This window comes from Halomonas sp. TH-94 (assembly GCF_057473365.1).
Map to the genome: position 1 here is coordinate 1 of NZ_JBYCKL010000098.1, position 14,494 is coordinate 14,494.

11 protein-coding genes and 1 pseudogene are annotated in these 14,494 nt (G+C 63.2%); 1 reads left to right on the forward strand and 11 read right to left on the reverse strand.

Annotation, left to right across the window (positions count from 1 at the left end):
* The 9 genes and pseudogenes from AC2VNO_RS17165 to AC2VNO_RS17205 form a co-directional block, all read right to left on the reverse strand.
* Window positions 1–435, reverse strand: a pseudogene (locus AC2VNO_RS17165) (efflux RND transporter periplasmic adaptor subunit); the annotation flags it as partial.
* A 139-nt stretch (window positions 436–574) separates the two neighbouring features.
* On the reverse strand, window positions 575–1,630 hold the full coding sequence (locus AC2VNO_RS17170; RefSeq protein ID WP_486935277.1) for a substrate-binding domain-containing protein: 1,056 nt from the start codon (window positions 1,628–1,630) through the stop codon (window positions 575–577).
* Window positions 1,631–1,721: 91 nt separating this feature from the next.
* The gene (locus AC2VNO_RS17175) at window positions 1,722–2,828 is read right to left on the reverse strand and encodes an ABC transporter ATP-binding protein (protein WP_486935278.1); all 1,107 of its coding nucleotides are present in this window, start codon (window positions 2,826–2,828) and stop codon (window positions 1,722–1,724) included.
* A 78-nt stretch (window positions 2,829–2,906) separates the two neighbouring features.
* The gene (locus AC2VNO_RS17180) at window positions 2,907–4,517 is read right to left on the reverse strand and encodes an alpha-glucosidase (RefSeq protein ID WP_486935279.1); all 1,611 of its coding nucleotides are present in this window, start codon (window positions 4,515–4,517) and stop codon (window positions 2,907–2,909) included.
* A gap of 88 nt (window positions 4,518–4,605) precedes the next feature.
* Window positions 4,606–5,448 carry a carbohydrate ABC transporter permease gene (locus tag AC2VNO_RS17185; RefSeq protein ID WP_486935280.1) on the reverse strand — a complete coding sequence of 281 codons (843 nt, stop codon included), beginning with the start codon at window positions 5,446–5,448 and terminating at the stop codon, window positions 4,606–4,608.
* Window positions 5,445–6,425: a carbohydrate ABC transporter permease gene (locus AC2VNO_RS17190; RefSeq protein WP_486935281.1), complete on the reverse strand. Its 981-nt coding sequence runs from the start codon at window positions 6,423–6,425 to the stop codon at window positions 5,445–5,447. The genes AC2VNO_RS17185 and AC2VNO_RS17190 overlap by 4 nt, the downstream gene beginning before the upstream one ends.
* A 17-nt stretch (window positions 6,426–6,442) precedes the next feature.
* A complete protein-coding gene (locus AC2VNO_RS17195; protein WP_486935282.1) occupies window positions 6,443–7,708 on the reverse strand; it encodes an ABC transporter substrate-binding protein in 1,266 nt (421 codons plus the stop codon).
* A gap of 165 nt (window positions 7,709–7,873) precedes the next feature.
* Window positions 7,874–8,800, reverse strand: a complete 927-nt coding sequence (locus tag AC2VNO_RS17200; RefSeq protein WP_486935283.1) for a LysO family transporter — start codon at window positions 8,798–8,800, stop codon at window positions 7,874–7,876.
* 86 nt (window positions 8,801–8,886) lie between these two features.
* Window positions 8,887–9,567, reverse strand: a complete 681-nt coding sequence (locus AC2VNO_RS17205) for a hypothetical protein (RefSeq protein ID WP_486935284.1) — start codon at window positions 9,565–9,567, stop codon at window positions 8,887–8,889.
* A 243-nt stretch (window positions 9,568–9,810) separates the two neighbouring features.
* Between AC2VNO_RS17205 and AC2VNO_RS17210 the strand changes: the two genes are divergently transcribed.
* Entirely contained in the window at window positions 9,811–11,808 is a 1,998-nt protein-coding gene (locus AC2VNO_RS17210) for a methyl-accepting chemotaxis protein (protein WP_486935285.1), read from the forward strand.
* Window positions 11,809–11,874: 66 nt separating this feature from the next.
* On the opposite strand, the gene AC2VNO_RS17215 is transcribed toward AC2VNO_RS17210, so the two are convergent.
* Entirely contained in the window at window positions 11,875–12,810 is a 936-nt protein-coding gene (locus tag AC2VNO_RS17215; RefSeq protein ID WP_486935286.1) for a 2-hydroxyacid dehydrogenase, read from the reverse strand.
* 15 nt (window positions 12,811–12,825) lie between these two features.
* Window positions 12,826–14,232, reverse strand: a complete 1,407-nt coding sequence (ehuR, locus tag AC2VNO_RS17220) for a MocR-like ectoine utilization transcription factor EhuR (RefSeq protein WP_486935287.1) — start codon at window positions 14,230–14,232, stop codon at window positions 12,826–12,828.
* Window positions 14,233–14,494: the final 262 nt, after the last annotated feature.

Below are 14,494 nucleotides of genomic sequence, written 5' to 3' on the forward strand. Positions count from 1 at the left end.
AAGCTGTGCCTCGGCCTGGGCCAAGGCGGCTTCGGCCTCGCGCAGGGCCAACTGAAGGTCGCTGTCATCCAGTCGGGCCAGAGGGCTGCCGGCTGCCACGATGCTTCCCGGCAGCGCCTCGGGCGTGAACTCGAGCAGTTCGCCGCTCACACGGCTGGCCAGACGTGCCTCGCGCTCGGCGATTACCCGGCCGAAGCCATGAAGCTCAGGGGCGGCGGCTTGACGCTGTGCCAGCACGGTATCGACCAGCGGAGCGGGAACTTCGACCGGCGCGCGCCGCTCGACCCGGGGGGGCTGTGAGACCAGCCACCAAGCCCCGGCCGCGCCTGCTGCGATGACCAGCAAGGCCAGCAACCCGCCGAGAGTAAAGCGGCCGCGCTGGAGACGACCGGCGCCATGGTGAGCAGGCTTCGAATCAAGAGGAGTGGCTGGCATCGTGGGCTCGCGGCGGACTGTGGGCGCCTATAGCATCTCGCAAGGCGATGCAGCCAATGGTCACGAAGTGTGCAAGCATCGTGCAAGCGAGCCCGCTAGAGCGGATCTCGCAGTAGATCGGCGTTAGTCCGACAGGCCCCTAGGGGCAGGTTTCACCCAGAATCAGCTCGGTGTCCAGCAGGCGTGATTGTCCCGCCTCCAGGCCCAGGATCATGCGGGCGGCCAGGCGTCCCTTTTCACTGCTCTCCTGGCGAATGGTGGTCAGCCGTGGTGCACGGTACTGCCCTTCGGCGATTCCGTCGAAGCCGGTAAGACAGAGGTCGCCGGGAATGCGCAGGCCACGCTGCTCGGCAAGCGTCAAGGCGGTCAGGGCGATGCGGTCGGACATGCACAGCAGCAGGTCGGGACGTTCCTCGGCGGGGAGATCGAGGATGTCTTCGATCACGGGCGCACATACCGCGAAGGTATTTTCCTCCACGTTCCACATCGGCAGCCGGGCGCTGTCGAAGCCATGCTTTGACAGCGCGGCATGAAAGCCGGCCAGTCGGGCGCGGGTAATGGTACGTTCTGCCGAGAGCAGGGTGTGCTCGGGGTCGATGCGACCGTTGCAGGGTTCGGCCGTCAGGCGCAGATTGACGATGGCGGGTCGTTTGCGCGGAACGATGGTCAAGGCGTGGTCGGCAATCGCGAAGCAGGAGGGTTCGTTGTCGACGTGTATCGACGGATGCCCCGCCACGTTGAAGTCGACCGCGACCAGCGAAGCGTTGAGGGGCAGGGAGTCGAACAGCTCATCGGAGGGCATCAGGCCGTAGACGATGAAACCATCGGCCATGCTCGCCGAGTCGATCAGCTGGCACTTGCCTTGGCGGGCGGAGAGCAGCAGCAGGGTATGGCCCTGAGTGTCGAGCACTTCGGTCACCCCGGAAAGAAACTCGCTCGATACGGCGTCATTCAGGCTGTAGGTGAGGCTTTCGGCCAGGATCACCGCAATGATGCGTGAACGGCCGGTACGCAAGCTGCGCGCCTTGGCATCGGGGCCGCGATAGCCCAGTCGCTTGGCTTCGGCGAGTATTCGCTGGCGCAGGTTGGGCGAGAGCTGGTCCGGTCGATTGAAGGCATTGGAAATGGTGGCCGTGGACACCCCGAGCTCACGAGCCAGATCCTTCAGGGTAATGCGGCGGGCCGGTGGCGACACGTGGTTTTCCTGCTAATGAGTATATCCAAAGGATACCGTCCCGGCTGTGGCCGGGACAGTCCTCGTGTCGATTTACCGGCGTTGCGGGAAATCAGGCGACGGCACGCGCCGCCTTGACCGGCAGTGCACGGCCATCGGGGTCGAACAAATGCACGTGCTCGGGGTCGGGTGCCAGTGTCACCCGCTGGCCGACCGCCCATTGGGACGGGGCCTCGCCGCGCTGGATCAGGAGCGTATCGCCCTCCTTGGGCTCGAGATAGACATAGACTTCGTTGCCGAGGTACTCGACGTTGACGATCTCGAAGCCCTCACTGTCGCGGGCTTCGCTCAAACGCAGGTGCTCGGGGCGAATGCCGAGCATCAGAGCGGCGTCCTGGGCATGGCTCGAGGCATCCTGAGGCAGAGCCAGTTCAGTGAGGCCGGACGCACCTATCCGGCAGCCGCTGGGGCTGGTGCCAACCAGTCGCGCCGGCAGGAAGTTCATCGTCGGCGAACCGATGAAGCCGGCAACGAACCGGGTCGCCGGGCGCTGATAGAGCTCCTGAGGGCTGCCTACCTGCTCCACGCGACCGCCGTTGAGGACCACGATCTTGTCGGCCAGCGTCATCGCCTCGACCTGGTCGTGGGTCACGTAGATCATGGTCGAGCCGAGCCTTTTGTGCAGGCGAGCGATTTCGTTGCGCATCTGCACACGTAGCGAGGCGTCGAGGTTGGAGAGCGGTTCGTCGAACAGCAGAATCCGCGGCTCCCGGGCCATGGCTCGGCCCATGGCGACGCGCTGGCGCTGGCCGCCGGAGAGCGCCTTGGGCTTGCGCTCGAGCAACTCCTCGAGCTGCAGGATGCGAGCCGTCGCCAAGACTCGCTCGTGCACGGTCTCCTTGGCGGTCTTGGCCAGCTTGAGTCCGAAGGCCATGTTCTCGTACACGGTCATGTGCGGATAGAGCGCGTAGGACTGAAAAACCATGCCCACGCCGCGCTCCCGTGGCGGCAGCTCGTTGACCACCTGGCTGCCGATGGAGAGCTCGCCGTCGCTGATCGACTCCAGTCCGGCGATCAGGCGCAGCAGGGTCGACTTTCCACAGCCAGAGGGGCCGACGAAGACCACGAATTCGCCTTCACCAATCGCCAGGTCCACATCCTTGATGATGTGGGTGCTGCCAAAGACCTTGTTGATTTTATCGAGAGTGACGCTTGCCATTTAACCCGTCCTAGGCCACTCGTGGCCGTTCCTTGTTGTTCAAGACATTGCGCAGCCAATACGTTGTCTGAAAGTCGCCTAGAGGCGGAAGTACGCCGCCTGATACGGCGGCAAATGCAGCGTGCCGGCGGTGACCTCGAACTGAAAATCGTGATCCTGCAGCGCTTCGCGAACTTCCGGTAGCACGGCGGTCTGGGGCTGGCCGGTTAGGTTGAAGACGCACAGGAGCTTGTCGTTGCCCCGCTGGCGGGTAAATGCCACCAGCGCCTCACCCAGCTCGACCAGACTGATGTCGCCGTCGAACAGCGCGGGATGCTGATGGCGGAAGCGCAGCAGGCGGCGGGTGGCGTTGAGCATCGAGTCCGGGTCGTCCTGCTGGCGTGCCACCGAAAGGGCCAGGTGCGGCTCGGCTACCGGCAGCCATGGCGTCGCGGTGGAAAAGCCGGCCAGGGGCGTATCGTCCCAGGGCATCGGCGTGCGACAGCCGTCGCGCCCCTTGAAGTCGGGCCATAGCGGCAGGCCGTAGGGGTCCTGAATATGCTCGAAGGGGACGTCGGCCTCGGGTAGACCGAGCTCCTCGCCCTGATAGAGGCATACGCTGCCGCGCAGCGAGAAGAGCAGGGCCAGTGCCACGCGAGGGTAGGCGAAGGCGCACTCTTCGCTGCCCCAGCGCGTGGCACTGCGTACCACATCGTGGTTGGACAGCGCCCAGCACGGCCAGGCATCGCCGGCGAACTGCTGGAAACGTTGCAGAACGTTACGGATATACTCCGGCGAGCGCGGCGAATTGAGCAGGTCGAAGGTGTAGGCCATGTGCAGCTTGTCGCCGCCCGAGGTGTACTCGGCCATGCGCTCCAGCGGTGTGTCGTCGCCGATCTCGCCTACCGTGGTGGTGCCGGGATATTCGTCCATCACGGCGCGCAGCTCACGCAGGAATTCGACGTTCTCGGGTCGGCTGATGTCGTACACATGGCGCTGCCAGGTATAGGGGTTTTCCTTGGGGGCGCCGAGAGTGCGGGTGGCGTCGATGGTCAGCGCCGGGTTGCTGCGCAGATGCTGGTCGTGGAAATAGAAGTTGACCGTGTCGAGGCGGAAGCCGTCGACCCCCATCTCCAGCCAGAAGCGCATGTTGTCGAGCTGTGCGGTGCGCACCTCGGGGTTGTGAAAGTTGAGGTCCGGCTGGCTCGACAGAAAGTTGTGCAGGTAGTACTGCTGACGCCGGCTGTCGAAGGTCCACGCCGGGCCACCGAAGATCGACAGCCAGTTGTTGGGTGGCGTTCCGTCCGGGTTGGGCTCGGCCCACACGTACCAGTCGGTCCGCGGGTTGGTGCGATTCATGCGGCTCTCCTGGAACCAGGGGTGCTGGTCCGAGGTGTGGCTGATCACCTGATCGATGATCACCTTGAGGCCGAGGGCATGGGCACGATCCAGCAGCGCCTTGAAATCGTCGAGGGTGCCGAACAGCGGGTCGACGTTGCGGTAGTCGCTGATGTCGTAGCCGAAGTCGCGCATCGGCGAGGTGAAGAAGGGGGATAGCCAGATACCGTCCACGCCCAATGAAGCGACGTAATCGAGCCGCTCGGTGACGCCCGGCAGGTCGCCGACACCATCGCCGTTGCTGTCCATGAAGCTGCGCGGATAGATCTGGTAGATGACGCCACCGCGCCACCAGAAGGTGTTGTCTTGCATGATTTTCCCTTGGTCAAGCCTCGATGGGTTGTTCATCCGATGCGAGTTGCCGTGGACAATCTCGTTCGCGTCGGGTTCATCCTTTCCTTCATCCTTTCACCGCGCCGGCCGTCAGCCCCGAGACGATGCGACGCTGGAAGATGATCACCAGCACTACCAGCGGCACCGTCACCACCACCGAGGCCGCCATGATCGGCCCCCAGGGCAGTTCGTAGGCGCTGCCGCCGGAAAGCAGGGCGATCGCTACCGGTACCGTGCGCTGGCTGTCCGTCAGGGTGAAGGTCAGGGCGAAGAGGAACTCGTTCCAGGCGGCAATGAAGGCGAGCAGCCCTGTGGTTGCCATGGCCGGCCACATCAATGGCAGAAACACCTTGGTGATGGTGACCCAGGGCGTGGCGCCATCCATGATCGCGGCCTCTTCCAGCTCCATGGGAAGCTGGCGCATGAAGGTGGTCAGCACCCACACGGTGAAGGGCAGGGTGAAGATGGTGTAGCTCAGGATCAGCCCGCCCGGGTTGTTGTAGAGGTTGAGGCTGCGTATCACCTCGAACAGCCCGGAGAGGACCGCCACCTGCGGGAACAACGACACCCCGAGAATGATCAGCAGCACCGAGGTGCGGCCGCGAAAGCGCACCCGTCCCAGAGCATAGGCGGCGGTAATGCCCAGCAGCAACGCGATGAATACCACGCTGGTGGCGACCACGATCGAGTTGAAGATCGCCTGCAGGAAGCTGCGCTGGGAGAAGATCTGGACATAGTTGGCGAACGTAGCCCGAGTCGGCCACAGCTCGACCCGAAACAGCTCGCTGGAAGGCGTGAAGGAGGTCTTCACCGCGTAGTAGAACGGGAATACCGCGATGACCACGATCAGCGCTACCAGCAGCCAGAAGCCGATACGCCCGAAGAGTCGGAACAGCTGGCGCGAGGTCATGATTCACCTCCCAGTTGCAGTTGCTTGCGGCCGAGGTAGAGGTAGGCGATGGTCGCCAGGGCGATGATCAGGAACAGCAGCGTCGAGGCCGCACTGCCGTAACCGACGTCCTGGAACTCCACCAGCTGCTGGCGAGCGTAGATCGACATCGACATGGTGCTGGTGGAATTGGAGGTCAATACGTAGATGACATCGAACACACGCAGCGCATCGAGCAGGCGGAAGATCACCGCTACCATCAAGGCCGGCGTGATCAACGGCAGCGTGACCTTGAAGAACACCCTGACCGGATGGATGCCGTCGACCTCGGCGGCCTCGTAGCAATCCTTGGGCAGCATCTGCAGCGCGGCCAGTACCAGAAGAGCGACGAAGGGGGTGGCCTTCCACACGTCGACCATGATCACCGCCCACATGGAGTAGGCCGCGTCGGCGGTCCAGGCGATGGGACTGGCGATGATGCCCAGCGCCATCAGCAGGTGATTGATGATGCCGAACTGGTCGTTGAGCATCCACGCCCACATCTGAGCCGAGACGATGGTGGGAATCGCCCAAGGGATCAGCACCGCGGCGCGAACCAGGGTGCGTCCCTTGAATTCGGCGTTGAGCACCAGCGCGACGATGACTCCGAACACCACCTCCAGCGACACCGAGACCACCGAGAAATAGACGGTGTTCCACACTGCCCGCCACCAGATGGGGTCTGCCAGTACGCCGAACCAGCGGCCGTCCTCATAGACCAGGTAGTTCTCCAGGCCGATGAACAGGGTATTGCTCATGTCCGACAGCGAGGCGTCGGTGAAGCTGAAATAGAAGGTGCGCAGCAAGGGCCAGCCGGCCACCAGGGTGAGTGTCACCAGCATCGGTGCCAGGAACAGCCAGGCGGCACGCACCCGCTGACGCCTTACCTTGGTGCTGCGGTAACTTACCGGCAGGGGACGCGCCGGGATCGGCGCGCTTTCGGTCACGGGAGTCGACATGGCGGGCTCCAGGAGGGTTACCAGTTGCGGCGCTTGATACGGGCCAGCTCGTTCTCCAGGTCACTTACCGCCTGCTCGCCGTTCCTGCTACCGGAGAGCACGTCGTGGGTGGCGCTGAAGAAGGCGTTGCTGACCCGGCCGTAGGCGTCGCCGGTGGGAGCCGACGGGCGCGCCACGGCATTGACGAAGGTCTCGTAGAGTTCGCCGAAGAAGGGCACCGCGGCGAGCACTTCATCGTCCTGATAGAGCGATTCGAGCGTCGGGTTGTAGGCGCCTTCGATGGCACGACGCTTCTGTTCCTCTTCACCGGCGAGGAAGGCCACCAGGTCGGCGGCAAGCTCGGCGTTCTCGCTGTAGCGCGACACAGCCAGGTTCCAGCCGCCCAGCGTGGCAGCCGTGCTGCCGTCTCCGCTGTAGGGCAGTTGGGTCACGCCCACCTTGCCGCGCACCTCGCTGCCCTCGCTCTGGGCCAGTGCCCAGGCATAGGGCCAGTTGCGCATGAACACGGCGTTGCCGCCCTGGAATACGCCACGTGCCTCTTCCTCGGTATAGTTGAGCACGCCATTGGGGGAAATGTCGCCGATCCAGGAGGCGGCGAGATCCAGCGCCGCGGCCGCCTGAGCATTGTCGATGGTGATCTCGCCGTCGGCATCGACGATAGTGCCGCCGCCGTGGCTGGCCACCCACTCCAGCGCATTGCAGGTCAGGCCCTCGTAGGCGCGGCCCTGAAAGACGAAGCCGTGCATGCGGTCGTTGCCCGCTTCGCGCTCTGCGTTCTGAATCTCGCGGGCGATCTCGGTCAGTTCCTCCCAGGTCTGCGGTGCCTCGAAACCGTACTGCTCGAGCAGGTCGGCGCGGTAGTAGAGCACCCCTGCGTCGGTGAACCAGGGCATCGCCACCAGACGACCATCGATGGTGTTGTTCTCGACGATGGCGGAGAAGTGGCCTTCGCCGACGTCGTCGCCCAACACTTCGCGCAGATCGAGCAGATGATTGGCGAGCAGGCCCGGCCATACCACGTCGATCTGCATGACGTCGATGTCGGTGGAGTTGGCAGAGAGAATCTGCTGGTAGAGCGATAGGCGCTCGGTGGAGGAGTTGGGTGTCGAGACGACGTCGACGCTGTGGCCGGTCTGCTCCTCCCAAGCGCGCACGCCTTGCTGGCAGACCTGGAGTTCGGCGCCCACCGCGCCGCAGGAAATGGTCAGATCGGCGGCCTGGGCGTGGCTGAGGCTGGCGGCTCCTGCAACGACGAGGGTGGTGAACAACGACTTCTTGGACATGAAGGAATCCTTGTCGGCTTGTTGTTATCGACGGCTTTGATGTGAACTTAATCGATTAAGTTCATTGGCGCTCAGTTAGCCGTTTCTGCCTCGCGAGTTCAACCTAGACTTTCGGCTAATGCAGTTCGGCATCGTGACGGGACGTCGCTTGCCCGGAGCGGTACGTCACAACGACAGGAAGAACAGGATCAGCGGTGGTGACAGCAGCGAGAGAATGAAGCCGCTGACGACGGCGATGGGCACGCAGGCCACCCCGCCATGCTGTTGAATGACCGGCAGGGTAAAGTCCATGGAGGTCGCGCCCCCGTAACCGATCGCCACCGGGGCGTGACGGCGAATGATCAGCGGAATCAGAATGAAAGCCAGCAGTTCACGGGTGAGATCGTTGAAAAAGGCGACCCCACCCAGTAGCGGACCAAGCTGGTCGCCGACCAGGATCGCCGAGAGGGAATACCAGCCGAAACCCGATGCCAGCGCCAGGCCTTCGTTCCAGCGCAGCGCCAGCAGGGGAGCGGCAAGCAAACCGCCGATGAGCGAGCTGACTGCCAGAGTCACGGCAATGGCCAGGCCGTAGCGATTGAGCAGGATCTGGCGCAGCGGCATGCCGGAATTGCGCAACTGACAGCCGATCAGCGCCAGCAGCACGTAGAGAGCCCACTCGGCCCAGCGCTCTGCCTGCTGAAAGATGGTGTCGCCGCCCAGCCAGGCGAGCGCCAGGCCGATCATGATGCCCCCCGCAACCACTGCCACCAGCGCCAGGGAGCCGGCCAGCGCGGCCAGTTTGGTGGTGGGTGCGTTCGCTACCACCGGAGAGGGACCCATGCGCAGGCCCAGCCGTCGCGTCAGCCACGCAAGCGCGACAAGATTGCAGGCGGTGATGATGCTGAACAGCGTCAAGGCCTGCCCACCCATGCGAGATAGCTCGCGGCCGAGCTCGTCGAGGCCCGCCAGGCTGATGCCCATCAGCAACAGAATGACATAGACGGCGGCGCTGACGCCGCGATTGATCCCGGCCATGACACCGGCGTTTCGTACCGGCACCAGGTAGCCCAGCATCAACGGCAGCAGCACGATCAAAAGCCCGGACAGCATCGCGATTCCTTACGTTCAAGCCGCGTGTCGCGGCAAAAATCGCTAACTCTACCAGTCTTTTAGGCCCTATGCCGGGATCTTGAACGCTACTCGCCCTGGAGGGATGTCAGCGTGAGGCGACTCCTGCGCTCGCCCTCGCGGTAGTAGTCCACCGCCAGCAGCAGCCCGGGGTAGCCGGGGTGAAAGTGGAACAGCATCTTGCGTTCCGGTTTGTCCGGTTCGTTGACCTCGACCTTGAGTGCCTGGAACTCTCCTGCGGGCACGTTCAGCATTTGGGTACCCAGCGACCGATAATCGAGTGTTTCCTCGCGGCCGCGGTGATCCTGATACACCAGGCGGCAGCTGTCTTCTTCGCAGCCGCCGTTGATAGCCCTGCGCGAGAGCTCCACCAGCGCCGCCTGCCGGTCTGGCATGTCGGTGAGTTCGCTGCTGCCCAAACGGTACCTGCCGCCCATGCCGAGCAGCGAATAGCCGCTGGCATAGTTCACCGAATGCACGCCCTCGGGGGTCATGATGAAGCGGCTGCTCTCATTGCCTCGAGCCACGGCAATGGACGCCTGCATGCTGCTCTGCCAATGCCCGCTCTTACGGCTCAAGCTGTGCTCGATGGTGGCGTTGGGCCAGCCCTTCACTTCCAGTCGATAGTTTGCATTGAACGGCTGGAGTTGAGGCACGGCGTCTGCCATGGCTGCCGCTGCCGTGGGGAGCCAGGCCAGCGCCAGCGTGAAGAGTGACAGGCGAGCCAGGGCTCTTGTGAATCGATACATATCGGGGCACCGCTTGGCTGATAGGCGACAGTAGCTGTGAACCTTCGGGAGCCGATGGGTTCCGCCATCCACGCTTATTCCTTGATTGTGCTGAGCAATCGGTACACCAAGCGCTACATACCGTTACTTTGTACGAAAAGTGACCTAAATCAACTGAGCCTTCGGTTCTTTCACGAAGGTCTAAAGGCGCGCGTCGAACGACCGAAATTAGCCATGATTCTCACCTGAGCAGGAACCCCGACGATGTATTCTTTTCTTCAGCGCATTCCCATGGCGCGCAAGTTCATGTTGGCGCTAGCCATGCCCTTGGCCGTGCTGGCCTGGCTTGCCGCCAGCGGCATCCAGGAGCGCCTCCAGATCGTTCAGAACATGACGCATATGGAACAGCTCACCCAATTGGCTCAGCGGGCCGGCGACCTCATTCATGAATTACAGACAGAGCGTGGCATGTCGGTTGGCTATCTCTCCAGCCGGGGAGAGCGGTTCGCCACGCAGCTTCCTACGCAACGGGGACAGACCGACTCTCGCTTGCTCTCCTTTCAGGAGCTGTGGAGCGAAGTTGAGTCGATGGTCGTCGATCCACAGGTCGCCACTCAGGTCGGAGCCATCGAAAATGGGCTGGCCGAGGTGACACGTTTGCGTCCGAGTATCGATGGCCTGGCGGCGAACCAGGCGAATGTCATCGCCACTTATACACAGCTGATCGACGGTCTGGTCGGTGTGGTGGGACGGATGTCTTCCTTTACCGAGGAGGGGCGAGTATCGCGTCGCCTCGCCGCCTTTCATGCCCTGATGTCTCTCAAGGAAACGGCTGGTGTGGAGCGAGCCGTGCTGACTCAGGCTTTTTCCAGTAACCAGATGAATCAGGATCTCTATCAGCAGTTTGTCCTGCTGATTGGTGAAGAGTCGGCTTATTTGGATAGCTTCCTGTCATTGGCCAACCTGGATATGCAGGTGCTGCTGGATGAAGCCATTCGCCACGAGGAGGCATCGCAACTGGTAATGATGCGCCAGATCGCGCTCAGCCAGGGTATCAACGGCGGCTTTTCAGTGGATGCCCAGCGCTGGTTCGAGGCTCAAACGCGCAAGATCGAGCGGTTGAACGAGGTGTCGAGCGCCCAGATCGCTGCCGTTCGTGAGCAAGCGGCTAGTTTGAGTGCTGCAGCTCGCAACGGTCTGTTCATTTATGCTGTCTTTACGCTGTTGAGCGTGCTGGCGGCCGTTATGTTATCGATACTGATCATTCGCAGTATCGTGCTGCCTCTACGAAAAGCCCTGGGGCTGATTACATCACGTGAAGGTGACTTGACCCAGCGCCTGGACGAACCTGGCAGCGACGAGCTCTCCCAGCTCTATGCCGCCTTCAATCAGGCTACTGCCAGCATGGAAGCGTTGGTAGCCTCCATCCAGCAGGGCGCCCGTGGCGTGGGTTCGGCCAGTAATGAGATTGCCCAAGGCAACGAGGACCTGGCCAGCCGCACCGAGGAGCAGTCCGCCTCGCTGGTCGAGACCGCCACCAGCATGGAACAGATGACCTCTACCGTGCGCCAGTCGGCAGACAATGCTCGCCAGGCCAGTAGCATGACGGACCAGACCGTAGCTCAGGCCGAACAGGCCAGTCGCGTTGCCGAGGAGGCGCGCGAGGCCATGCAGCAGATCTTTGAAGCCAACCGCCAGGTCACCGCGATCGTTGAGGCTATAGACAGCATCGCTTTTCAGACCAACCTGCTTGCACTCAATGCCTCGGTGGAGGCCGCTCGAGCCGGGGAGCATGGGCGCGGCTTTGCGGTGGTGGCCGATGAGGTGCGCAAGCTGGCCAGCCGCAGCGCCGAGGAGGCCGAACGTATCCGCCAGCTGATCGGCAATACCACTCAGCGGGTGGAGGCGGGTAACGGTTTGGTAGGCCAGACTTCAGAAGCCTTGACGGCGATTGCCCGCGATGTGAAGCAGGTCGCCGGGCTCGTCGCCGAGATCTCATCGGCCAGCACCGAACAATCGGCAGGCATCGAACAGATCAATCAGGCCGTCGCCCAGTTGGAAGACACTACCCAGCAGAACGCTGCGCTGGTCGAGCAGGTGGCCACTGCAAGCCGCTCCTTGGATGATCAGGCTGGAGAAATGGCCAAGTTGATCGCTCGCTTCCATGTAAGTGACCAACTTGAGCGAAGAGAGCAGGTTGTGATGGCCGACGTCGGCACGATCGATTATCTGGGTGCGAGGCGTTTGCCACAGCCGGCATAAAGCATAAAAATGGATAAGCAAACGTCGGGCCCTCGCCCGCCGTTTGCGTCTGTGCCCATCTTTCAGTCAGTAGCCGGCCTTAGGGTCGACGGTGTCGAGCTTCTGGCCGGCTTCGAAAGCGCGTATGGCGTCTGCCACCTGATCGACGGCCTCACCCAGCGGCGTCGGTCCGGCCATGTGCGGTGTCACCCAGATCCGCGGGTGTGCCCACAGTGGGCTCTCCGATGACAGAGGCTCTTCGGGGAAGGCGTCGAGGATGGCGCCGCGCAGCCGGCCCTCCTGCTCGCCGCTCCCCAGCGCCTCGAGCAGTGCCGTTTCGTCGATGAGACTGCCGCGGCCAGGATTGATCATGCTGGCGCCGGAAGGTAGGGCGGCCAGCGCCTCGGCGTCGATGATGTGACGGGTCGAGGAAGTGCCCGGCAGCAGCAGTACCAGGGTGCGCACCTGGGCGAGCAGATCGCGTAAACCCTCCTCCCCGTGATGGCAGGTGATCCCTTCGAGCGACTTCGGCGAACGACTCCAGCCGTGTACTGGGAAGCCGTCGGCGGCAACCATGGCCGCCACCTTGGACCCGATGGCACCGAGGCCGAGCACCCCCACGGGCCAGTCGCGCTTGTCGGTGACGGCATGCTCGTTCCACTCGCACCTCGCCTGCTGGCGACGGTAGCGGTCGAAATCGCGCTGGAAATGCAGCACGCCGTAACGTACGTAATCGCCGATCAGCTCCGCCATGCCGGCATCGCGCAGCTTGACGATGGGCACTCCCTCGGGAAGCGCTGGATTATTCAGCAGCGAATCGACGCCGGCGCCCAGGTTGACGATACCTCTGGCACGTCCCTGCTCCGCCAGCAGCGCCTCGGGCGGCTTCCACACCGCCAGATAGTCGGCGTCGCGGCGTCGCTCGGGGGGATCTTCGGCGGTGACGATCTCGGCATCGGGCAGGCGTGCGGCGAGGGCGTCACGCCAGGCTTCGATGTCGTCGATATGCAGCAGTATGCGCATGGCGGCTCCTCTTCTTCAGTAGACGATCTGCATCATGGGCGGCGGCGCCTCGTCGAGCAGGACGACCAGACGCCTGAGGCCCTCTTCCAGCCGAGCGATATCCTGTTCGGCACCCAGGCTCACCCGAATGCGCCGGGGGGGTGGGGTCTGCTCCACCATGAACGGCACCGCAGTGGTGATTGCCAGGCCCTCCTGTTCCGCCTGCTGTTGAAGCTCCTCGCCGCGCCAGGCGTCGGGCAGCGAGATCCATACGTGCAGGCTGGTGGGGCGCGACTCCAATGCATGATGACCGAGCAGGCGACGCGCGAGCTGTTGGCGTTCGCCGAGCAGGTTGCGCTGCTCGGCAGCCAGGGTTTCCACGGAACCATCGGCGATCCAGCGGTCGGCGATCTCGAAGATCAGCGGTGTCGCCATCCAGGTGGTGGCACGCATGCGCGGCAGTACGTGGTGCAACTGGCCGCGGGGTACGGTGAGGTAGCCGGCGCGCAGGCCCGGTACGGTCACCTTGGTCAAGCTGGTGACATGAAAGCTCAGCTGTGGAATGCGCGCCGCGACCGGGGTGAACCCCGGAGATTCCAATAGCGCATGCACATCGTCCTCGATCAGCCACACCCGATGGCGGGCCAGCACGTCGGCCACGGCGTCGCGGCGGGCCTCGCTCATGGTCGCCCCGGTGGGGTTGAGCTGAGTGGGGGTGAGATAGAGCGCACGCGGCTTGAAGCGCTGGCAAGCAAGCTCCAACGCCTCGGGCACGATGCCTTCGGCGTCGATGGCAATGCCGCGCAACTGGAAGCCGAGCGTGCGTGACAGGGCGATCAGGCCGTGATCGGTCAGGGCTTCGGTCAGCACCAGGTCGCCGTGTTGCACCACGCTGGAAATCGCCAGCATCAGGCCATGGGCGGCGCCGTTGCACAAAATCCGATCGTCCATCTCGCCGGGAACGTGAAGGCGATGTTGCAGCCACGCACTGGCACGTTCCCGCTGATGGGCAAGGCCGGCGATAGGGCGACAGGCGCTGATGACCTCGGGGCTGGCCAGTTCGGCCAGTTCGGCAAGAGTCTGACGAAAGCGCAGGTGATGCCCGGGGGGGCAGACCGGATGGGCGATCGACAGGTCGATCAGAGGGTTGTCCTGACGCGCTTCATGTCCTCGTAGATAAGCCGACTCGCGGGCGTCGTCCAGGGCATTGATCCAGGTGCCGCTGCCGACTCGGGCCTGCACCAGCCCCATTTTCTCGGCCTGGGCGTAGGCTCGCGACACGGTCTGTACGCTGACCCCAAGGCTTTCGGCCAATTGCCGATGGGGTGGCAGCCGAGTACCCGGCACGAGTTCGCCCTGGCGCACCGCTTCCGAAAGGGCACGCGCAATGGCCAGATACTTGGGTCCGGTGTCGGTCAGGTACGGAGTTAGATCAATTGTCATGATTCAATAAAGCCTTTGACCGCCAGCCAACGGGTGGTGCTACTATCAGCTTAGCGGCATTGGACTGGGATTGTCATGATTTATGGCCAAATAGATCAGCACGATTCCGGTATCGGTCCTTTTACCCCTGACCGTAGATGACCGACTATCCGATGGCCCGGCCGACTCTCCCTGAGTCGGCCGGTTCGTGGTGATTCAACGGCGAGTGGCCCATGACTCAGGTAACCCTGCCCTTCACTCGTGAAGAATACGCAAGCCGCCT

What these genes read in the sequence shown, in the direction of transcription:
- AC2VNO_RS17200 (WP_486935283.1), bottom strand. Translation starts at nt 8,800, where the DNA reads ATGCTGTCCGGGCTTTTGATCGTGCTGCTGCCGTTGATGCTGGGCTAC.
- AC2VNO_RS17185 (WP_486935280.1), bottom strand. Translation starts at nt 5,448, where the DNA reads ATGACCTCGCGCCAGCTGTTCCGACTCTTCGGGCGTATCGGCTTCTGG.
- ehuR (WP_486935287.1), bottom strand. Translation starts at nt 14,232, where the DNA reads ATGACAATTGATCTAACTCCGTACCTGACCGACACCGGACCCAAGTAT.
- AC2VNO_RS17205 (WP_486935284.1), bottom strand. Translation starts at nt 9,567, where the DNA reads ATGTATCGATTCACAAGAGCCCTGGCTCGCCTGTCACTCTTCACGCTG.
- AC2VNO_RS17190 (WP_486935281.1), bottom strand. Translation starts at nt 6,425, where the DNA reads ATGTCGACTCCCGTGACCGAAAGCGCGCCGATCCCGGCGCGTCCCCTG.
- AC2VNO_RS17195 (WP_486935282.1), bottom strand. Translation starts at nt 7,708, where the DNA reads ATGTCCAAGAAGTCGTTGTTCACCACCCTCGTCGTTGCAGGAGCCGCC.
- AC2VNO_RS17215 (WP_486935286.1), bottom strand. Translation starts at nt 12,810, where the DNA reads ATGCGCATACTGCTGCATATCGACGACATCGAAGCCTGGCGTGACGCC.
- AC2VNO_RS17175 (WP_486935278.1), bottom strand. Translation starts at nt 2,828, where the DNA reads ATGGCAAGCGTCACTCTCGATAAAATCAACAAGGTCTTTGGCAGCACC.
- AC2VNO_RS17180 (WP_486935279.1), bottom strand. Translation starts at nt 4,517, where the DNA reads ATGCAAGACAACACCTTCTGGTGGCGCGGTGGCGTCATCTACCAGATC.
- AC2VNO_RS17210 (WP_486935285.1), top strand. Translation starts at nt 9,811, where the DNA reads ATGTATTCTTTTCTTCAGCGCATTCCCATGGCGCGCAAGTTCATGTTG.